Here is a 19,181-nt window from a genome sequence, read left to right as displayed (position 1 = left end):
ACACACACCACATCGGCGGACCGGTAGGCCGAGCAGGAAACCATGGGCACGCAGGACGGCACCCGACCTTCCTGTCTTGACCGCCTGAGTCAGGGACCGGAGGCGGCTTGGCCTCGAACCTGGCCGAAGACCACGACCGGATCGCCGCTGACCTCAATGACGGGCTGATCCACCGGATGTTCGCCCTCAGTCTGGACCTGCACGCCGCCTTGACCCTGCTCGGAGACCACCAGGCGGCCGAGAAGATCAGCCTCGCGATCAGTGGGCTCCACCAGGCCATCAAGGACCTCCGCACCACCATCTACGACTTGCGCCCGCCTGCCTGAGGCCCGACACCGGTAGCGGTGGCATCGATGCGCCCTTGCCGGGTCGGCTGATCTCATGGCGAGCCGCGCCTCTGGGGCTCCTTCACCGCCGCGTCCCCGGTCCGCTGCGACGCTGCTGCACGACCGGGTCCGCTCCGAGCCGTTCAGGATCTACGCCCCGGTCTGTCACGAAGCGCTGCTGACCGTACTTGACCAGTGAGGATACCGAGCAGGTCGCACGACAGGCGATCGCGACAAGCGCTGGCTAACGTGCTCAGGGCCCAGCACGTCTGAAGTGTCCCTCCAGCTGAGTCACCCTCAAGAGCTGAAGCAGGCTGGGGGTGACTCCGGCAAGGTACAGCGCCGTGTGCTGCCCGTGGGCAAGGCGCTGAAGCGCGATCAGGAGGCCCAGGCCGGCAGCGCCAATGAATGACACGCCACCGACGTCGAGGACGAGCCGCGACCAGCGGCCTTCGGTGAGAGCATGCGCGACGTGCGCACGCAGCTGGCCGGTCGTGGCGATGTCGAGTTCCCCCGCTACGGTCACCGTCACCGTGCCGTCACAACGCATGGTCGACAGTCGCAGTGCGTCCATGATCCGAATCCCTGCCCCTCACCGCGTCAAGATGCTCTGCCGGGTACAGGGAAGCGCCCGAGCCTCACGCGAGGCTCTGAGTACTCGTAGCCGACCGAGACCGACGTGCCGCTGGGTCTAGGCGTCACGGAGGATCGCGAAATGCATTAAACACCGGATGCTTCACATCGGCACCTTTGGTGAAGATTCCGACGCGTTCCGTAGTCTAACGCCCGGGGCATGGCTCGCCGAAGGAACGATGCGATAGCCGCCGGCATCTTCACCGCGGCGCGACCTTCACGGGGTCAACGGTGCGAAGGTGTCAGGCGAACGAGGGGGGTGGCACGGTCGGTGCGCTTGGGGAATCTGGCGTAGTCAGGGGCGATGCACAGCACCCGCGGCCAGAAGGCGGCCGACTCACCGGATGTCAGCTCCTATGCGTGCACCAGCAGCGTCCGGCCGCGCACCGCCACGCGCGCGTCGGGGGTTGCGGTGAGGTTGAAGTACCAGCCTGGAGGCGAAGACAGCCCGCTGTTCGCGACAGCGGCGATCATGTCGTCGCCGTCCGAGAAGAACTGCAGCGGTACGGCGCGCTCCAGGCCCGTCTTGCGGCCTCTGGTAGTGAGAACGAGGACCTGGCGATGCACTCACTTCGCGAGAGCCGCCGACCGCCAAACAACGATAAATAGGACGCCAACTCGCGAATCGTGCTCTGAGAGTGCTTGGCGCTGGTGAGGTCGGGAGGCGGAGACGATGATGGTGCGGGCAGGGCAGAGATCTGCTCGGCCTCGTGGGTCAGCGCGTGTTCCCGTGCGGGCTCACTGGGTGCGAAAACGACCCCGATGTATTCACACCGGGGTCGTCCCTTCCAAGCCGTTGCACGTGAGAGCGCACGGCCCTACGTGCAACGCTACAGCCGACCAAACCACATTCCTAGTCAGTCGAGTTCTCATTCCAGGTCACGTCCCGCGAGGTGGTGTAGATCGTCTCGCGTGAGGCTCTGCTGTTTGGACGGTTCGCGAGTTGATGTCCGAACTGTCATAGCGTGATTGAGTGGATCTGTAGCGTTATGGCGTTGCGGCTGCTCTATTGATCTTCCTTAGTGGTCCCGGGGTGGGCGACGATGGCCGGTACCTTCGCCGGCTGCTCTTGCAGGGCTTCGGACAGCCGCCACTCGACATCGACGGGCAGATAGCGGGCGGTCAGCGGGGGGTATACCGGGGTTGAAGGGGGGCCGACCGGCGTCGGTGGGGGGTGACCGGCCGATAGGCACCGGGCGCAAGCGGCCAGGGCCGTGATGAGCGTGTCGGCCGCCACGGGTCGGCGTGGCGAGGGGGGACGTCATGAAAGGGAATCCGGCCGGGTCGGAACACGAGTTCCTGACGGTACGGCGGTGTTGACGCCGGTGGTGACCTACTCGTTCAGGTTGTACGTGGCAGGGCAGACACCGCGGTCGCTGGCCGCGGTGGCGAATCTGCGGGCCCTGTGTGACACCTATCTTCCCGGCTGCCATGAGATCGAGGTCATCGATGCTGCCGAACAACCGGATCTAGCAGAGGAGGAGCGGATTCTGGCCATCCCAATCGTGATCAGGACCAAGCCGCTCCCAAGCTTCCGGGTTATCGGAGATTTGTCCGATCAGGCTCGGGCTGCAGCTTTGCTCGGCCTTCCCGAGGTGGGCAGATCGTCCCCAGAAGGGCAGGCGCAATGACGGGCAGTGCCACGGTCGGGCGGACACCGACCGGTATCAGCGGCTTCGACGACATCGCCATCGGGGGGCTTCCTACCGGCCGGTCCACGCTCGTGGCCGGCACGACCGGCACCGGGAAGACACTGTTCTGCCTGGAGTTCCTCGCCCGGGGCATCGCTGGTTTCGGCGACCCCGGCGTGTTCGTCGCCTTCGACGAGACACCCGAGAATCTCCGCCGCAACGTCGGCGCCCTGGGCTTCGACATCGCACGCTGGGAGGCCGAGGGAAAGTGGATGTTCGTCGACGCCTCGCCGGAGGCCGGTGATCAGACGCCCACCGTGGGGACGTACGACCTGGGCGCACTGATGGCCCGCGTCGATCGCGCGGTGCGTCAGATCGGCGCCAAACGGGTCTCCTTGGATTCGCTCGGCGCGGTCTTCATGCGTTTCGGTGATCGGGAACTCATTCGCCGCGAGTTGTATCGGCTCGCCCAGGTTTTGGAATCGCTCGAGGTCACCTCGGTCCTGACCACCGAACGCGACGCAGAATACAACCACATTACCCGGCAAGGCGTCGAGGAGTTCGTATTCGATAACGTCATGATCATGCGGAACGTCATGCAGAACGAAAGACGACACCGGACGATCGAGATTGTCAAGTTCCGCGGCACCACTCACCGCACCGGGGAGTGGTTGTTCACCATCGACCCGAAAGATGGGTTGGTCATCATCCCGATCGCGTTCCTCGCGCCACGTGACCGAGCATCGCAGGAGAGGGTCTCCACCGGTAACATCGAGCTGGACGCCATGGTGGGCGGCGGTGTGTTCCGTGACGCGATCGTCCTGCTCATCGGGTCGTACGGTGGCGGAAAGACCCTGGCGGCTCTGCAGTTCGCCGATGCCGCGTTCCGGGCGGGCGAACGCTGCCTTTTCTATGCCTTCGACGAGACTCGCGGGCAACTCGGCCGTAACGCCGCTGGCTGGGGTCTGGACTTGGACGTCATGGAGGCGTCGGGACTGCTCCGAGTAACCGCCACGTACCCGGAAGCGGCCTCAGTGGAGGATCATTTCCTGCGTATCAGGAGAGACACCGCGGACTTTGCGCCCGCTCGGCTCATCATCGACGGTCTCTCCGCCCTTGAGCGGAGAACGACGCCGCGGACACTGGTGGATTTCGTCATCGCACTGGGCGGGGTCGTGCGGCAGCACGAGATCACGACCCTGTTCACCTCCGCACCGACCGGCGGGGGAACGCCGATGTTCACAGCGCCGATCATGGAGATCGCCGGCATCGCCGACGTGACGATCCTGCTGCGCCACATCGCAGGGGCGGGTGTGGTCCGGCGTGCCATCGCCGTCCTGCAGACGCGCGGCTCGGGACATGACCACACCATCCGCCAGGTCGCCATCGACGGCGCCGGTATGCACATCGGTGACCCCTATACCGAAGCCTTCCACATGCTCCCCGACGCCGCCGTTCTGCCACGCCACCCGGAGTGGCCGACCGACCCAGACCGCGCAACGGCCGGGGACCAGGATGAGAGCTGATGGGTGAGCCCCGCGACAGCGCGGAGAGGCTGAACACCGAACCGATGCGGCCCTCCGATCCCGGGCGCGACGCCGGACGTATGGTCATGGCGGCGCTGGCGGACGGGATCGTCGCGGTCGACGAGGACGGTGTGATCCGGATCTGCAACCCCGCCGCCGAGGAACTGCTCGGCCGGCCGGCGGACGAACTCATCGGCACCCCGTTCGGCTACCCGGTCGTCAACGGCGAATCGACCGAGATCGACCTGATGCTGCCCGGCGGCCAGACGCGAGTGGTCGAGATGCGCGCCACCACCGCGACGGTGGCAGGAGAACACCTGTACGTCGCCGCGCTGCGCGACGTCACCCTCCGGCGCGAGGCCGAACAGCAACTCGAAGCAGAACTCGAACGCCACAGCATGGTGATCGCCGTGGTCGCCCATGAAGTCCGCAACCCGCTGGCGGGGATCGGCATGCTGGTGGACATGCTGCGTGACCCCAGGGAAAGCTTTTCCGACGAGGAGCGTGCCGACGTCCTCGACCGCATCGCGGTTCGCACGGCTCATCTCCAGGCACTAGTCATGAAGCTGCTCACCGTGGCGAAGATCGATGCGAACGCCGTGCGGGTCTCTGTGGAGCCGGTGCCGGTGCTGGAGGTGATCCTCGAACGGCTGGCCGAGTTCGCCGATCGGCCCAAGGACGTGTACGTGTCGTGCGACCCCTCAGTCCGGGCTCTGGTGGATCGTAGCGAGTTGTCAGAGATGTTGATCAACTATCTGGAGAACGCCTTCCGATACGGAGCCCCGCCGTTCGAGGTACGGGTGGCAGAGCAGGCCGACGGCGTGGAGATCCGGGTGTGCGACAACGGGCTCGGCGTGCCCGAAGCGTTCCGGCCGAGCCTGTTCGAGCGGTTCAGCCGTGAATCGCGCACCCAGCGGGAGACCAAGGGCTCGGGGCTGGGTCTGTGGATCGTCCAAAGCCTGGCCCGGGCCAACGGTGGCGACGCCTACTTCGAACCGGGCGAACAAGGAGGCGCTTGCTTTTGCCTGCGTCTACCCCAGGCACCGCCGTTCTGAGCGTTCGCCCCCTGGACTAGGGGTCATCACCGACCGGTTCACCACCGCCGCCACTGCGCCTGTCGATAATTACGTCCGCCCAGGTCATGAGCAGGTGGGGCTTTGCGTGGTGTGCGTGAGCTTTGGCCGTCAGGGGGGAAGCACGTGCGGCACGATGATCGGCCGTGCTCCTTCGTTTGGCCTCGCCGTTACCAACGCGTTCACCGCGCTGCGATTGCTGCCCATGGGTGATCGGGACAAGGACGTTGAGATTCTCGCCCTGCGCCAGATCAGTGTCCTTGAACGGCAGCTCTGTGCCTTCGCCGCCGAGGACCAGGCCTTTCTCACGGCGCTCCTGACCTGGTTGTGAGCTTCCCCCTGTTCTCCGGACGCTTCACCTGAGGTCACCCTTGATCATCAGGAAGGATGTCCTCCATGCCCGCACCTCACCCTCCCGAGTTCCGACGCCGCGCGGTCGAGCTCGCACGCCAAGGTGACAAACCGCTCCTCCAACTCTTTGCCTGCCGATAATGTCATCCGCGCAGGTCATCCAGCTTGCCCGACTCCTCCCGACTTGTGCCCGCTCCGGGCTCTGGAAGAGGGCCGATCGCGGCAGGATGCTCACTTGTGCTCTTTCGCCTGGCCTACCTGAGCGTCACGAACGCCTTTGCCGTGCTGCGGTTGCTGCCGCTGGGAGATCGAGACAAGGACATCGAGATCCTTGCCCTCCGCCACCAGATCACCGTTCTTGAACGACAGCTCGGCGCGGACACCAGGGTGAGGTTCGCTCCGGAGGATCGCGCCTTTCTGGCCGCGCTCCTGACACCGTTACCTCGCGAGGTCCTGCGCCGGCTGCGGCTCCTCGTGCGGCCGGATACCGTCCTGCGCTGGCACCGTGATCTGCTGAAGCAGCGTCACGCCCGCGCCTGCCGACCCAAACGGCCTGGGCGTCCGCCCACCGTGCGCTCCATCCGCATGCTCATTTTGCGCCTGGTCCGAGAGAATCCTTCATGGGGGTACAGGCGCGTGCACGGCGAGCTCACCACCCTCGGCATCAAGATCGCGCCTTCCACCGCCTGGGAGATCCTCAAGCAGGAAGGCATAGACCCGTCCCCTGCACGGGCATCCACCACGTGGGCCGACTTCCTGCGTTCCCAAGCCGACGCGCTACTGGCCTGCGACTTCATCGAGACCGTCACCCTCAACGGGCAGCGCCTGTACATCCTGGCGGTCATCGAGCACGCCACCAGGCGGGTCCGCGTACTGGGCACCACCGCCCACCCGACCGCGGCCTGGGTCGGCCAGGCGATCAAGAATCTCGTGATGGACCTGGAGGACGCCGGCTGCCGGGCGCGCTATCTGATCCGAGACCGGGACGGGAAGTTCCCGGCCCTCATCGAGGAGATCCTGGCCGACACCGGCATCCACACGGTGCTCACCGGTGTCCGTATGCCTCGTATGAACGCGGTCATGGAGAGGTGGGTGCAGTCGTGCCGCCGTGAGCTCCTGGACCGCTGCCTGCTCTGGAACGAACGTCACCTGCGACATGCCTTGCGAGAGTACGAACACTTCTATAACGTGCACCGACCCCATCAAGCCCTGGCACAGGCGGCTCCGCTACGCGCCGTCCCGGATCCGATCAACGATCCAGCCAGAATCGTCGACCTGAACGTACGCCGCCGAGACCGGCTCGGCGGTGTCCTCCACGAATACTCACATGCCGCTTGAACTGCACGGACAAGGTTTTCGGCAGGCGCAGTGTCCAAGTAGACCATCTCCACCATCACCGACAAGGTCATGGACGGCATGGCCGAATGGCAGAACCGGCCGCTCGATCGGGTGTACCCGGTCCTGTTCGTGGACGCGATCAACGTCAAGATCAGGGACGGTCACGTCGCCAACCGGCCTATCTACCTGGTCATGGCCGTCACCGTCAAGGGTCACCGCGACATCCTGGGCATCTGGGCCGGTGACGGCGGTGAGGGCGCCAAGCACTGGCTGGCGGTGCTGACCGAGCTGAAGAACCGTGGCGTGGACGATGTGCTCATGCTGGTCTGTGACGGGCTCAAGGGCCTGCCGCAGGCGGTGGAGACGGTCTGGCCCCGCACCATCGTGCAGACGTGCGTGATCCACCTGCTGCGCAACTCGTTCCGCTACGCATCCCGGCAGGACTAGGACAAGATCGCACGTGCGCTCAAGCCCGTCTACACCGCCGCGACCGAAGACGCGGCGCTGGAGCGGTTCTATGAGTTCTGCGAGACCTGGGGGAAGAAGTACCCGGCGATCGTGCGCCTATGGGAGAGCAGCTGGAACGAGTTCGTGCCCTTCCTGGCCTTCGACGTCGAGATCCGCAAGGTGATCTGCTCCACCAACGCCATCGAGAGCGTCAACGCCCGCATCCGCAAGGCCGTGCGAGCCCGCGGCCACTTCCCGAACGAGATCGCCGCCCTGAAGTGCGTGTTCATGGCGCTGATGAGCCTCGATCCCACCGGGCAGGGCGGCAAGAGATGGACTATGCGCTGGAAAGCGCCCTTGAACGCCTTCCAGATCGCCTTCGAAGGCCGCCTCACCCCTGCCAACCTCTGAACACTTCAACAACCAAGATCAGCCGTTAAGTTGACACTCCCACCCGGCAAGACCAGCACGTCAGGACGCGCGCGGGAAGGCAAGTAGCCGAGGTCGGCGATCGCCTGACTTCGGCGGGGCGCCATCCATGGGCGGGGGCGATCAGCTGACTTCGACGGCGGCATCCGAGAAGTAGGGCCACCTGTCGGTCTCTTCTGGCTCCAGTTCGCGATTAATTCGACATGATCTGCGAGGTCTAGCACCACCCTGAGCGGGATCTGGGTGTTGGTCCCGGCAGGCACAGAGATCAATCATGGCAGAGCAGGCATCTCCTTGGCCGGCTTCGTCCCTGACGGGTGCGTCGACCGGTTGTGCCTGCTCGGCTCGGTGTACGCGCCTCTTGGACCGGCCACGCCGCGCTCAACGAGCTCGGCGTGGCCTACTTCATGCTCTACCTGATGCACAACCGCAACGGGCCCCGCCTTCAAGGTGTACGGGCCCAAGGTGCTCGCCCTGTCTACGGAGCCGGCGTGGCCTCGTCAGCTGACCCGGCCTGCCCGCCGCAGAACACCTGCTTGAGAAGGTTGTCCAGCGCCTTTGAGAACGCCTGTCCCAGGTCGGGTGCGACGTCCCCGAAGGTGATCGAAGCGGTCAGGGTTTTCTTTCCATCGGGCGTGCTGAGCATCGCCGTCGAGTAGCCCCCCGTGGCGCTGCCGTTGTGGTTGAGGACGATGCCGCAGCCGGGCCCCAGGTCCTGCACGTATATCCCGAGGCCGTAGCTGCCGAAGATGCCGGCGCTCTTCGGGTGCGGCTTGCGCATCTCGGCCAGCAGCCGGGTCGGCAGGAGCTTGCCGCTGTTCAGCGCGGAGAAGAACGTGTGGAGATCCTTGGTGGTCGAGATCATGTCACCGTTGCCGGCCTGCAGGGAGGGGTTCTGGCGGGTGACGTCAACCACCTTCCACTGGCCGCTCTCGTCCTGGTAGCGGTAGTAGCCGTGGGCGTGCGGGCCGGGGAGATCCGTGGTGCCCGGCACTACGGTGCCTCGCAGCTTGAGCGGCCGCAGGATCCGCCGCTTCATCTCCTCGGCGATCGAGTGGCCGGTGACCTTCTCGATCAGCAATTGGGCCAGCGTGTAGTTGGTGTTGGAGTAGCTCCAGCCCTTGCCCGGCTCGAACCGCGCGGGCCTGGACATCGCGAAGCGCACCAGCTCCTGCGGCTGGTAGGTCTTGAACCGGTTGTCCACCCACTCCTTGCCCGCCGCGGGGATCCCCGGCTCGACCGAGCCGTCAGGGCGGAACTCGCCGGTGTAGGCGTACAACCCGCTGGTGTGCTGCAGCAGCATCCGCACCGTGATCCGCCGGTCCAGTTCGAACTCGGGCAGATAGTCCGCCACCGACGCATCCAGTCCGATCTTGCCGTCGTCCACCAGCTGCAGCACCACGGTCGCGATGAAGGGCTTGGTGGCGCTGCCGATCCGGAACCGCCCATTCGTCGGCGGCTTGGCGCTCGCGCCCAGCTTGCGCTGCCCGGCGCTGCCGACCCACTCGCCCCGCTCATCGTTCACGCGCGCCTGCATCCCGAGGAAACCGGCATCGACGAACGCCTGGATGGCCTTCTGCAGTTCCGGGCGGTCTTGTCCGGCAGCGGCCTTCGGCACGGCCTTGCTGTCCGCGGTGGCCAAGGCGGGTGCGGCCGCCCCGGCCAGCAGCGCGGCGGCCAGCGCCGTGACCGCCACTCGCCGGGAGACCCGCAGCCTCCGGACCCTGTTGCCCTTGACGGTATGAAGAGATTGATCCATAACCATTCCTCACTTCGCGATAGTACGTGTCTTGTGCAGCTCGAAAGCTACGTTGCATTCAGAGGTGAGTCAATCTGTGGAACAACGTTTTCCCAGGTAAATGGCGATAAATTGGACGCAATGACGCTGTGTTCGAAAGCAACACCATGTTGCAATGAATGGCGGCTAAGGCAACACTGACGGCATGCCAGGACGACGATTGACCCAGCAGGACCGCCAGCGCATCGCGGCCGGACTCGCTGACGGACTCTCCTACCGCGAGATCGCCAGGCGGCTCGACCGGCCGACCTCGACGATCACCCGGGAGATCGCACGCAACGGCGGCCCCGCCGGCTACCGGCCCCAGCAGGCACACCAAGCGACGATCCAGCGGGCACGGCGCGGCACACCGGCACCCCCGCTCGCGGCCACACCGCCGGTCGCCACGATGGAACAGGAGATCATCGAAATGGTGGTCAGAGCGGGGATGCCGAGGACGGCCGCGCGCGTGCACCACGACCTGATGCTGGCCGAGGACGGCAGGCGCACCGCCGCCGAACTGGCCCACAGACTGAAGGTCAGCCCGGCCTCCGTCTCCGTGGCCGTGAACTTCCTGGCCCAGCAGGGATTCGTCCGTCGCGAGCGCGATCCGCGGCGGCGTCGCGACATCTACATGATCGACGACGAGGCCTGGTACCACGCGATCATGATCAGCGAGCGGCGGACGCTCGAGACAGTGCGGGCCACGACGGCGGCGGCCGAGACGTACGGGCTCGACAGCCCCGTGGGGCGACGGCTGGCCAAGACAGCGGCGTACCTGGAACGCGTCAGCCTGGACATCATGGAGTCGGCCGACCGCTGGCGCACCCTCCTGGCGTGACGGGTCTCAGCCGAACAGCGGACGCGCTCGCCGCCGCTGTCGGTGCAGACCTGGTGAGATGTTCCCGTGTCACGTACCCGGCGAGCCGGCTGACCGGTTCCTGCTGATCGTCACCGACCCACGCCACGGGGCCGTCTATGGCCACAGTGAGTGAAGGCCATGAGCGCGATCTTCCGGCGCCGTGAGGATGGTCGGTTCTCGTCGCAGGTCAAGGTCGTTCATCTTTGGCTGCGTCTGCGGCCGCTCTACCTTGACCTGATCCTGCAGGACAGGTCATCCGACGGTCACGTCGACCACAAGACCACACCGAAGCGTTCAATTCGGCGTATACCGCCCAAAACGGTTCCGCTGTCCTTCCTGAGCCACCCGCTTCGAGTGGCTCGATTACCTGCGCACGGGCTGGCTCAATTGGCTGACATTCGACACTCAGCGGAGCCATCAACGAGTACCTCGAGCCGCATAACAGGCCCGACGAAACACCAGCTCAGACCAACGTGCACGAGGTTGAAGCAGTACGTGCCGTGATCCCCGTCGGCGATTGGCAAGCGGCTTGATGAATCCTTGAGCCAGTGGCAGGTGAAATCCGGACTGAGGTGCCTGTCCGGTCTTTCGGCTTGGTATTCATTCAGTCTTCCTGCGGGTCTGGCTTGCGAAGCAGTCCAAACCGAGCGCTGAACGGGACCCGCTGTCCGGTCGTCGATGTGCTGGATGCGTGCCGAAGAGCACGTGACGAGCACGGACTCGACCGCCTGTGCCTCTCGGGAGAGGGGCGAGAACCGAGAAAGTGCAGGTCAGGCGGGGTTTGAAGTGGTAGGGCGCCCGGGGCTCGAACCCGGAACCTACGGATTAAAAGTCCGCAGCTCTGCCAATTGAGCTAACGCCCCTAACGTTCCCCCAGAAGGGTACCGACATCCGCGCCCGCTCCGCGACGCCGTTAACCGGTCACCATAACGTACCGTCACCGCGTACGAGGTCCGAGGGGGCAAGCGTGGACAGGGTACGGCCTGAGAGGGCCAGGGAGACCTCGAGGTCCGCCAGGAGGGAGCGGAGGACGTGGCGTACCCCGGGTTCGCCGCCGAGGGCCAGACCCCACAGGTAGGGGCGGCCCAGGAGGACGAAGTGGGCTCCTAGGGCGAGGGCTTTGAGCACGTCGGCGCCGGTCCGGAGGCCCGAGTCCAGGGCTACGGTGCACTGGGAGCCGACCGCGCGGGCCACCTCCGGCAGGGCCTGCAGGGAGGACACGGCGCCGTCGAGCTGGCGGCCGCCGTGGTTGGAGACGATGATGCCGTCCATCCCGTGGTCGACGGCGCGACGGGCGTCGTCCGGATGCAGGATGCCCTTGAGCAGGATCGGCCCGGGCCAGTGCGCGCGCAGGAACTCCAGCTCCGACCACGAGTGCGCCCGCCCCTGCACCAGCGAGGCCCACATCTTCCCCGCGTCCGGGTCCGACAGGCCGGCCGTACGGCCCATGAAGACCGGGTCGGAGAGGGGCGTGGCCAGGCCGATGCCCTTCAGGAAGGGGTTGTAGCCCAGGTCGAGCTCCCGGGGCCGGAAGCCGACCACCCACGCGTCCAGCGTGACCACCAGCGCGGAGAAGCCCGACGACGCCGCCCGCGAGAGCAGGCTGGCGGTGAGCTCGTCGTCGAAGGGCCAGTAGAGCTGGAACCACCGCGGGCCGCCCACGGAGGCGATCGATTCCAGCGAGTGCGAGGCGAAGGAGCTCAACACGAACGGCAGGCCGACAGAAGCGGCCGCCAAAGCAGAGGCCAGCTCGCCGTCCGGATGCATGATCGTCTGAGCCGCGACGGGCGCGAGCGCGACGGGCGCCGGATAGGTCTGCCCGAAGAGCTCGACGGACAGCGAAGGGGGATCATCGGGACCTGTCAGCATCCGCGGCACGATCCGCCACGAGTCGAACGACGCGCGGTTGGCCCGCGCGGTCGCCTCGTCCCCTGCCGACCCCGCCAGGTACTGGAACGCCTCCACGCTCATGACGGCCCGCGCGGCCTCCTCCAGCGCCGGGAGATTCACGCTGTACGGCGGAGCCCCCGCATCCCCGTAGATGTCGCGCTGAAAGTCCGTAAACCCCATAAGGACCACGATAAATGGCCCATGTCCTGGGAGGCGTGGCGACAAGCGGACAGAACCCTTCAAAAGAGAGCGAGGCCGAGATGCCACCCGGATACCAGCTGAACCCCGACCCCGCGCGCAACCTCGCCATGACCGTGGCCCATCTGGCGGCCAGGGGTTGGCGGGTGGAGTCGCAGTCCGCCCACATGGCCACCCTGGTCAAGAGCAGGACGCCCAGGCACGTGCTGCACGCGCTGCTCACGGCGATGAGCTGCGGCCTGTGGCTTCCTGTCTGGCTGATCGTGACCCTGACCGCCAGGGAGCGCCGGGTCACGCTGGTGGTGGACCAACTGGGCAGCGTCCACCAGATCTAGCGGTAGGCGGCGATCCCCGTCAGAGCTTCGCCGAGCACCAGCGTGTGGATCTCCTGGGTGCCCTCGTAGGTCAGGACGGATTCCAGGTTGTTCATGTGCCGGATGACCGGGTACTCCAGGGTGATCCCGTTGCCGCCCAGGATCGACCTGGCCTGCCGCGCGATGTCCAGGGCCGCCCGCACGTTGGCCAGCTTGCCGAAGCTGATCTGGCGAGCCTCCAGCTTCCCCTCGTCCTTCAGCTGCCCCAGGTGCAGCGCCGTGAGCTGGGCCTGCGCCGTCCCGACGTACATCCAGGCCAGCTTCTCCTGCGTCAGCTGGAACCCGCCGATCGGCTTGCCGAACTGCACCCGCGTCTTCGCGTAGTCCACCGCGGCCTCCAGGCACGCCCGAGCAGCGCCCACAACGCCCCACAGAATCCCGAAACGGGCCTCGGAGAGGCAGGAAAGCGGGCCCTTCAGGCCTCGCACCTCAGGCAGTACGGCGGAGCCGGGCAACCGTACGTCGTCGAAATAGAGCGAGGAGGTCACCGAGGCCCTCAGGGACAGCTTCTTGTGGATCTCAGGGGCGGAGAACCCGGGTGTGTCCGTGGGCACCACGAAGCCCCTGATGCCCTCGTCGGTCTGCGCCCAGACCACGGCCACGTCCGCGACGGTGCCGTTGGTGATCCACATCTTGGCGCCGTTGAGCACCCAGTCGTCGCCGTCACGCTTGGCGAACGTGCGCATGCCCGCGGGGTCGGAGCCGTGGTCGGGCTCGGTCAGGCCGAAGCAGCCGATCGCCTCGCCGGCGGCCATCCGGGGCAGCCACTCCTGCTTCTGCTCCTCCGACCCGTACTTCCAGATCGGGAACATGGCCAGGGAACCCTGAACCGACACGAAGGACCTGAGTCCGGAATCCCCTGCTTCCAGCTCCCGGCAGGCCACGCCGTACGACACGGCATCCGTACCCGCCGTGCCGTACCCCTGCAGGTGCATGCCGAGCAGCCCGAGCTCGCCGAGGACGGGCGCGAGCTCGCGAGCTGGGAAGATGCCCTGCTCGAACCAGTCGGCGACGTCCGGCAGGATGTGGTCGGCGACGAAGGACTTGACCGTGTCGCGGATCATGCGCTGCTCGTCGCTCAGCCGTTCATCGAGGCGCAGCAGATCGTCCATAACGGTCCTCTCCTTCGCTTAGGGGGCTACCAGGGTTCTACCAGGGGGAATCCCGATGTGCGAACACCGGGTCCGGGGGCAGTCTTGAGGCATGAGCGAATACAACACCAAGCAGCTTCGTCGGACCCACAACGGCAGGATCCTCGCGGGCGTCTGCTCGGGGATCGGCGAGTACATCGGCGTCGACGCCAACCTGGTCAGGATCGCGCTGGCCATCGCCACCCTGTTCGGCGGCGTGGGCGTGGGCGTGTACGCGATCGGCTGGCTCCTGATGCCGGAAGAGGGCAGGGAGACCTCGATCGTCCAGGACCTGTTCAACAAGCAGCAGCAGACGTCCCCGTGGAACGACGAGCACAAGCCTCAGCAGTGATCAGGCGGTGGCCTCGGCCCGGACCCGGGTGGAGTTGTCTCCACGCGACTCGGTCCAGATCATGGCCAGCACGGCCGCGGTCGTCACCCCGGTGACCCCGGCCAGTGCCACGACCGGCTCTGGACCGACTCGCTCGGCGGCGAACCCGCCCACCAGGATCCCCACGCCCTGCACCGCCATCAACCCCGACTGCACCAGCCCGAATGCCTGGCCGCGCCGCTCGGCCGGCACACACTGCACGAAGGCCGCGTTCGCCGCGAGCTGGTACGCGCCGCCGATCCCCGACAGGACCCACGCCGCGATCACCACGGCCAGTGGCGGCCGCATCGCCGTCACCACCAGCGGCGCGCAACTCAGCATGGCCAGCCAGCCCATCATCCGCATCCGCCCCGACGGCGTGACGAACCTGCTGAACAGAAAGGCGCCCAGTACGGTGCCCGTCGGCATGGCCGCCATCAGCAACCCCGTGATCACGGGCACCGGCAGCGTGCCCGTGTAGAGCCTGGCCGCGTACGGCGCGGCGATCCCCTCCGGGAGGATGTAGAACCCGCACAGCCAGGCGAACAGCACCAGGGTCCGCAGCTTCTTGTCGCCGAACACGAGCCGCGCTCCGGCTCGCGTCATGGTCCACATGGACGGTTTGTCGTGCTTGGCCGCCGCCTGGCGCCGCCGTACACCAGATATGAGAATGAGCGCCGAGGCCAGGAACGTCGCGGCGTCCAGCGCCAGGGCGCGGTAGGGGCCCATGGTGGCGATCAGGGCGCCGCCGGCCGCGAAGCCGAGCATCTGGACGGCCTGGTTCGTCATGTTCTGCAGGGCCGAGCCCGCCACGTACCGATCGCCCTCGAGCACCTCGGGCAGCAGCGCCGCCCTGGCGGCCGAAAAAGGGGCGCTGAGCAGCACCACGAAGAACACCAGCACGCACAGCGCCCAGAACGGCATGCCCGGCAGGGCCATCGCCGCCACCAGCAGCGCGCGCAGGACGTCGCAGGTCATCATCACGCCACGGCGGGCGAACCTGTCGGCCAGGCCGGACAGCAGCGGCCCACCGGCGATCGAGGGCAGGTAGGTCAGCGCGTAGACGGCCGCGGTCGCCAGCGGCGAGCGCGTGCGGTCGTAGACGAGTACGGCCAGCGCCACCTGGGCGAGCTGGTCTCCCAGCAGTGAGAGCCCCTGGGCCAGCCAGAGCGCGCGGAACTCCCTGATGGCGATGACCTCGCCAAAGGTGGCTTGGCGCTCGACGGCACGGCGGTGTCGCCCCGGCAGCCGCCCTGTCCGCATGGCCCCCATAGGACTCCGCTGTGCCTGACTCAGAGTGTTCGCTATGTCACCTAAGGTGCCTGAACACCTGGCACGCCGCAACCCAAAGCAGCCAGCCCCTTGCAAACTGTAATCGCCGATGGAGAAATCGGCGACATGTCGGTCAGTAGCCGAGCTCGTGGAGCCTGTCGTCGTCGATGCCGAAGTGGTGTCCGACCTCATGGATGACGGTGATGCGCACTTCGTCCACCACTTGCTCCTCCGTATCGCAAATCTGGCATATCGGATTGCGGTAGATCTCGATGCGGTCGGGCAAGACAGCGGAGTACCAGTCGCCGCGCTGCGTGAGGGGCACCCCGGTGTACAGGCCCAGAAGATGGGGATCGGGTGGATCGTCGACGACCGTAACTACGACATTGCTCATCGCCCGGGTGAGCCCGGGCGGGATCGTGTCCAATGCCTCGGCCACGAGTTCTTCGAACTTCTCCCGGGATACCTGGATCACGTTTGCCATTCTGCCCCGTCCGTCAGGTAAGCAAGAAAACGTATGAAGTACCTGCGAAGCCTGAGAGTCGTGGCCGTGCTGTTCGTGGCCGCGGTCGGAGCGTGGCTGGGCATCTTCCTGAGCGGCACCGTGGACACCCAGGTAGGCCCGGTGGAGACCGGGATGTCCCTGCGTCCCGCGTGGCACGGCGAGACCATCGTGGACGCCAGCCCGCTCGGCACGCTGTCCTTCCGCACCCACGACGCGCCGCTGCGCCTGCGCATCTCGCTGGAGAACATCGACCAGGACCGGGCCAGGGCCTTCATCGAGGACCCCAAGATCGCCGACAGGCTCCCCGAGATCCTCGAGCGCGACCTGCTGGACGGGGTCCGCGCCTTGGTCATCCGCTCGCTGCTGTGCGCCTGCGCGGGGGCCCTGATGGCGGTCCTGCTGGTCTTCCGCCGGCCCCTGCTGGGATTCGTCGGACTTGTCGCCACCTGCGTGGCTCTGTCGTTGACAGCCGGGATCGCCGCGCTCACCTTCAAGCCGGCGTCCCTGGTCGAGCCCCGCTACTCCGGCCTGATCGCCGCCGCACCCTCCCTGGTCGGCAGTGCCGAGTCGCTGGTGACCAAGTTCGAGTCCTACCGCTCCCAGCTCACCAAACTCGTGACGAACGTCTCCAAGCTGTACGACACGGTGTCGACGCTGCCCCTTTACGACGCCGACCCCCGATCCATCCGCGTCCTGCACGTCTCGGACATCCATCTCAACCCGATCGCCTGGAACGTCATCCGCTCGCTCAAGGACCAGTTCAGGGCCGACCTGATCATCGACACCGGGGACATCTCCGACCACGGGAGCAAACCGGAGAACAAGTTCGTCGAGGAGATCGGGCGGCTGGGCGTGCCGTACGTCTTCATCCGCGGCAACCACGACTCCGCGACCACGCAGAAGGCCGTGGCGGCCCAGAAGAACGCCATCGTCCTGGATGACTCCGTCAGGACGGTCTCCGGTCTGACGATCTACGGTCTCGGGGATCCGCGCTTCACTCCGGACAAATCGGTCGCCGTCGACTCGGATCCCGCGGTCCTGGAGAACTTCGGTCGCTCGCATGCCGTACGGCTGGCGCGCCCGCCCGACATCGTGGGTGTCCACGATCCCGTGGTCGGAAGGGGCTTCTCGGGCTCGGCCCCGCTGATTCTGGCGGGCCACGAGCACCAGAGATCCACCTCGCTCCTGCCCAGCGGCACCCGCCTGATGGTCCAGGGCTCCACCGGCGGCGCCGGCCTGCGGGCACTGGAACACGCCGAGCCCACGCCCGTCATGGCCTCCGTCCTGTACTTCGACAAGAAGACGCACCGCCTGCAGGCGTGGGACGACGTCACGCTCGGCGGCCTCGGAGAGCAATCGGTGTACATCCAACGTCACGTGGAGGAGGACCCTGGACGTATGATTTCCCCTGTGCCGACGAGCGCTCCGACGCCATCGGAAGTGGTCACTGGCACGCCGTCATAAGCCACTTTGGCATCAGGGGCAATCGTCCCCTATGCTTCAGAGGTCTCCGACGGCAGGCGCAGGGAGTTTCCTGAGCCCCCATCGTCTAGCGGCCTAGGACACCGCCCTTTCAAGGCGGCGGCACGGGTTCGAATCCCGTTGGGGGCACGGCGGAACGGCTGGTCTTAGGACCACCGGGAAGCTGGTAGGCTAAGCGAGGCAAAACGCAAGGTCCTGTAGAGCAGTTTGGAGTGCTCGCCACCCTGTCAAGGTGGAGGTCGCGGGTTCAAGTCCCGTCAGGACCGCTCTGGGTCAGGTAGCTCAGTTGGTACGAGCGTCCGCCTGAAAAGCGGAAGGTCGGCAGTTCGACCCTGCCCCTGACCACCATTACGACCAGCAAGAAGGCCCCGAAGCGACGATCGCTCCGGGGCGTTTTTGTTGCCTGCGTGACTAACTGTGTTACTAAGACCTTGAGCTCAGCTGATGTGGCCTCGGTAGGCGGCTGCGTGCTTTGATCACAATCGTGGAACACGACGCGGTAGCTGATACGCCGATTACCCCGGCGCATATGGCCGTGGAGCATGGGGACCTGGAGGAGCTGACCCGGTTGCTCGATGCCGGGGTCGACCCGAACGAGGTGTGGTCCAACATGACCCTGCTGTTGCATGCGATTGACGCCGAAGCTGACGGGGCGGCCCAGACCGGAGAGCGTCTGAACGCTGCTCGGACCGCCGTACTGCTGGCCTATGGGGCCGACCCAGAACTTCCAGGTCCTGACGGGACGATTCCGCGACTCTTCGCATTCCGCTACCGTCACGGACTGGCTGTGCGCTTGATCGAAGCCCACATCGCACGCCGTCACGGTGGCATCATCCCGGACCCCTGTCCTGAGCTGCCCCGTGCCACAGACTCCCCGGCTTAAGACTCCGACGTCAGTGGAAAGATCGCGTCCATGACCGTCGCCCCCTCCTGCATCACTGGCCTGATCTGCTTGCGGTAGACGGTCTCCGTGACGACCGTGTTGGTGTGACCGACCAGGCGTGAGATCTGCTCGATCGGCACGTCGTGGGCGGAGAGCAGAGATAAGAAGCTGTGGCGCAGCTCGCGCGGCGTCCACTCTGCCGGGTCGACTCCCTCAGCGCCCTTGATGGCGAGTCGGAAGTCCCTGCGGACGTTCTCCGCCGTCATGGCGGTCCCGTTCTTCGTGCCGAACACACGGCGCTTGCTGAGCCCTTCGAGGTCCTTCTGCTCGTGCAGGAGGGCTTTGAGCGCGGTCGCGCACCGGGTGGGGATGCGAAGGGACCGCCGTGATTTGACGGTCTTTGTGTCCCCGGACTGCCGTACGGAGCGCCACACGTAGATGGCGAACTGCTCGTGATCCCAACCGGCCTCGGTGACGGGCCGCCAGGACTTCCGGGTCTCGTCGTAGGCGACCACGTGATCCCACCGGAGATCCCTGAGTTCCTCGGTCCGCGCCCCGGTGAGCAGGGCCAGCACGATGTACGCGCGCATGCGGCACGTCGCTGCCTCAGCGGCCTTGAGCACGGCTTCGGCCTGGTCGATGGTGAGGGCCTTTGATGAGCGGCCCGCTCTGCCAGTGGGCACT

The 19,181-nt window shown here is 66.3% G+C and carries 19 protein-coding genes, 4 tRNA genes and 1 pseudogene; 15 read left to right on the top strand and 9 right to left on the bottom strand.

What is annotated here, in order from left to right; all coding sequences use genetic code 11:
• The first annotated feature begins 107 nt into the window (after positions 1–107).
• Entirely contained in the window at positions 108–326 is a 219-nt protein-coding gene (locus ACIBHX_RS44100; RefSeq protein ID WP_397073932.1) for a histidine kinase, read from the top strand.
• Between the two features lie 253 nt (positions 327–579).
• On the opposite strand, the gene ACIBHX_RS44095 is transcribed toward ACIBHX_RS44100, so the two are convergent.
• Positions 580–900, bottom strand: coding sequence for an STAS domain-containing protein (locus ACIBHX_RS44095; RefSeq protein WP_397073930.1), 321 nt, complete (start codon positions 898–900; stop codon positions 580–582).
• A 413-nt stretch (positions 901–1,313) separates the two neighbouring features.
• Positions 1,314–1,526, bottom strand: a complete 213-nt coding sequence (locus tag ACIBHX_RS44090; protein ID WP_397073929.1) for a nitroreductase/quinone reductase family protein — start codon at positions 1,524–1,526, stop codon at positions 1,314–1,316.
• 746 nt (positions 1,527–2,272) lie between these two features.
• On the opposite strand from ACIBHX_RS44090, the gene ACIBHX_RS44085 reads away from it, so the two are divergent.
• The 6 genes and pseudogenes from ACIBHX_RS44085 to ACIBHX_RS44060 form a co-directional block, all read left to right on the top strand.
• Positions 2,273–2,590 carry a circadian clock KaiB family protein gene (locus tag ACIBHX_RS44085; RefSeq protein WP_397073927.1) on the top strand — a complete coding sequence of 106 codons (318 nt, stop codon included), beginning with the start codon at positions 2,273–2,275 and terminating at the stop codon, positions 2,588–2,590.
• Positions 2,587–4,116 (top strand): circadian clock protein KaiC, encoded by a 1,530-nt coding sequence (gene kaiC, locus ACIBHX_RS44080; RefSeq protein ID WP_397073926.1) that lies wholly within the window; start codon positions 2,587–2,589, stop codon positions 4,114–4,116. The genes ACIBHX_RS44085 and kaiC overlap by 4 nt, the downstream gene beginning before the upstream one ends.
• A complete protein-coding gene (locus ACIBHX_RS44075) occupies positions 4,116–5,171 on the top strand; it encodes an ATP-binding protein (protein WP_397073924.1) in 1,056 nt (351 codons plus the stop codon). The genes kaiC and ACIBHX_RS44075 overlap by 1 nt, the downstream gene beginning before the upstream one ends.
• A gap of 115 nt (positions 5,172–5,286) precedes the next feature.
• On the top strand, positions 5,287–5,520 hold the full coding sequence (locus tag ACIBHX_RS44070; protein WP_397073922.1) for a hypothetical protein: 234 nt from the start codon (positions 5,287–5,289) through the stop codon (positions 5,518–5,520).
• Positions 5,521–5,777: 257 nt separating this feature from the next.
• Entirely contained in the window at positions 5,778–6,878 is a 1,101-nt protein-coding gene (locus ACIBHX_RS44065) for an integrase core domain-containing protein (protein ID WP_397073920.1), read from the top strand.
• Positions 6,879–6,920: 42 nt separating this feature from the next.
• A pseudogene (locus ACIBHX_RS44060) lies at positions 6,921–7,736 on the top strand (IS256 family transposase); the annotation flags it as partial.
• Positions 7,737–8,232: 496 nt separating this feature from the next.
• On the opposite strand, the gene ACIBHX_RS44055 reads toward ACIBHX_RS44060, so the two are convergent.
• Entirely contained in the window at positions 8,233–9,513 is a 1,281-nt protein-coding gene (locus tag ACIBHX_RS44055) for a serine hydrolase domain-containing protein (RefSeq protein WP_397073919.1), read from the bottom strand.
• Positions 9,514–9,697: 184 nt separating this feature from the next.
• On the opposite strand from ACIBHX_RS44055, the gene ACIBHX_RS44050 reads away from it, so the two are divergent.
• On the top strand, positions 9,698–10,372 hold the full coding sequence (locus ACIBHX_RS44050) for a helix-turn-helix domain-containing protein (RefSeq protein WP_397073917.1): 675 nt from the start codon (positions 9,698–9,700) through the stop codon (positions 10,370–10,372).
• Positions 10,373–11,180: 808 nt separating this feature from the next.
• Here ACIBHX_RS44050 and ACIBHX_RS44045 read toward each other — a convergent pair.
• Positions 11,181–11,256: transfer RNA gene (locus ACIBHX_RS44045), tRNA-Lys, on the bottom strand.
• Positions 11,257–11,314: 58 nt separating this feature from the next.
• Positions 11,315–12,463 carry an alpha-hydroxy-acid oxidizing protein gene (locus tag ACIBHX_RS44040; RefSeq protein WP_397073915.1) on the bottom strand — a complete coding sequence of 383 codons (1,149 nt, stop codon included), beginning with the start codon at positions 12,461–12,463 and terminating at the stop codon, positions 11,315–11,317.
• A 35-nt stretch (positions 12,464–12,498) separates the two neighbouring features.
• Here ACIBHX_RS44040 and ACIBHX_RS44035 point away from each other — a divergent pair, with 35 nt between their 5' ends.
• Positions 12,499–12,816 carry a hypothetical protein gene (locus tag ACIBHX_RS44035; RefSeq protein ID WP_397073913.1) on the top strand — a complete coding sequence of 106 codons (318 nt, stop codon included), beginning with the start codon at positions 12,499–12,501 and terminating at the stop codon, positions 12,814–12,816.
• On the opposite strand, the gene ACIBHX_RS44030 is transcribed toward ACIBHX_RS44035, so the two are convergent.
• Entirely contained in the window at positions 12,813–13,967 is a 1,155-nt protein-coding gene (locus ACIBHX_RS44030; protein WP_397073911.1) for an acyl-CoA dehydrogenase family protein, read from the bottom strand. The two genes, ACIBHX_RS44035 and ACIBHX_RS44030, sit on opposite strands and share 4 nt — an antisense overlap.
• Positions 13,968–14,058: 91 nt before the next feature.
• Here ACIBHX_RS44030 and ACIBHX_RS44025 point away from each other — a divergent pair, with 91 nt between their 5' ends.
• Positions 14,059–14,337, top strand: coding sequence for a PspC domain-containing protein (locus ACIBHX_RS44025; protein ID WP_397073909.1), 279 nt, complete (start codon positions 14,059–14,061; stop codon positions 14,335–14,337).
• Here ACIBHX_RS44025 and ACIBHX_RS44020 read toward each other — a convergent pair whose 3' ends face one another.
• Complete coding sequence (locus ACIBHX_RS44020) at positions 14,338–15,618, bottom strand: MFS transporter (RefSeq protein WP_397073907.1); 1,281 nt, start codon at positions 15,616–15,618, stop codon at positions 14,338–14,340.
• 142 nt (positions 15,619–15,760) lie between these two features.
• A complete protein-coding gene (locus ACIBHX_RS44015; RefSeq protein ID WP_397073905.1) occupies positions 15,761–16,111 on the bottom strand; it encodes a metallopeptidase family protein in 351 nt (116 codons plus the stop codon).
• Positions 16,112–16,144: 33 nt separating this feature from the next.
• On the opposite strand from ACIBHX_RS44015, the gene ACIBHX_RS44010 reads away from it, so the two are divergent.
• The 5 genes from ACIBHX_RS44010 (at position 16,145) to ACIBHX_RS43990 (ending at position 18,497) form a co-directional block, all read left to right on the top strand.
• Positions 16,145–17,596: a metallophosphoesterase gene (locus tag ACIBHX_RS44010; RefSeq protein WP_397073903.1), complete on the top strand. Its 1,452-nt coding sequence runs from the start codon at positions 16,145–16,147 to the stop codon at positions 17,594–17,596.
• A 74-nt stretch (positions 17,597–17,670) separates the two neighbouring features.
• A tRNA-Glu gene (locus tag ACIBHX_RS44005) sits at positions 17,671–17,743 on the top strand.
• A gap of 62 nt (positions 17,744–17,805) precedes the next feature.
• Positions 17,806–17,880, top strand: a tRNA-Asp gene (locus ACIBHX_RS44000).
• A gap of 5 nt (positions 17,881–17,885) precedes the next feature.
• A tRNA-Phe gene (locus tag ACIBHX_RS43995) sits at positions 17,886–17,962 on the top strand.
• 136 nt (positions 17,963–18,098) lie between these two features.
• A complete protein-coding gene (locus ACIBHX_RS43990; RefSeq protein ID WP_397073901.1) occupies positions 18,099–18,497 on the top strand; it encodes an ankyrin repeat domain-containing protein in 399 nt (132 codons plus the stop codon).
• Here ACIBHX_RS43990 and xerC read toward each other — a convergent pair.
• A complete protein-coding gene (xerC, locus tag ACIBHX_RS43985) occupies positions 18,494–19,180 on the bottom strand; it encodes a tyrosine recombinase XerC (protein ID WP_397073899.1) in 687 nt (228 codons plus the stop codon). The genes ACIBHX_RS43990 and xerC overlap by 4 nt on opposite strands.
• Between the last annotated feature and the right edge of the window lies 1 nt (position 19,181).

The organism is Nonomuraea sp. NPDC050536 (assembly GCF_044457685.1).
Classification (GTDB): domain Bacteria; phylum Actinomycetota; class Actinomycetes; order Streptosporangiales; family Streptosporangiaceae; genus Nonomuraea.
The sequence above is the reverse complement of the archived record's forward strand: the minus strand, read 5'-3'. Positions and strand labels throughout refer to the sequence as shown.

Excerpts from the sequence above, each read along its gene's own strand:
- ACIBHX_RS44040 (WP_397073915.1), bottom strand. The coding sequence starts at position 12,463 with ATGGGGTTTACGGACTTTCAGCGCGACATCTACGGGGATGCGGGGGCT.
- ACIBHX_RS44095 (WP_397073930.1), bottom strand. The coding sequence starts at position 900 with ATGGACGCACTGCGACTGTCGACCATGCGTTGTGACGGCACGGTGACG.
- ACIBHX_RS44010 (WP_397073903.1), top strand. The coding sequence starts at position 16,145 with ATGAAGTACCTGCGAAGCCTGAGAGTCGTGGCCGTGCTGTTCGTGGCC.
- ACIBHX_RS44025 (WP_397073909.1), top strand. The coding sequence starts at position 14,059 with ATGAGCGAATACAACACCAAGCAGCTTCGTCGGACCCACAACGGCAGG.
- ACIBHX_RS44050 (WP_397073917.1), top strand. The coding sequence starts at position 9,698 with ATGCCAGGACGACGATTGACCCAGCAGGACCGCCAGCGCATCGCGGCC.
- ACIBHX_RS44055 (WP_397073919.1), bottom strand. The coding sequence starts at position 9,513 with ATGGATCAATCTCTTCATACCGTCAAGGGCAACAGGGTCCGGAGGCTG.
- ACIBHX_RS44075 (WP_397073924.1), top strand. The coding sequence starts at position 4,116 with ATGGGTGAGCCCCGCGACAGCGCGGAGAGGCTGAACACCGAACCGATG.
- kaiC (WP_397073926.1), top strand. The coding sequence starts at position 2,587 with ATGACGGGCAGTGCCACGGTCGGGCGGACACCGACCGGTATCAGCGGC.
- ACIBHX_RS44020 (WP_397073907.1), bottom strand. The coding sequence starts at position 15,618 with ATGCGGACAGGGCGGCTGCCGGGGCGACACCGCCGTGCCGTCGAGCGC.
- ACIBHX_RS44030 (WP_397073911.1), bottom strand. The coding sequence starts at position 13,967 with ATGGACGATCTGCTGCGCCTCGATGAACGGCTGAGCGACGAGCAGCGC.
- ACIBHX_RS44015 (WP_397073905.1), bottom strand. The coding sequence starts at position 16,111 with ATGGCAAACGTGATCCAGGTATCCCGGGAGAAGTTCGAAGAACTCGTG.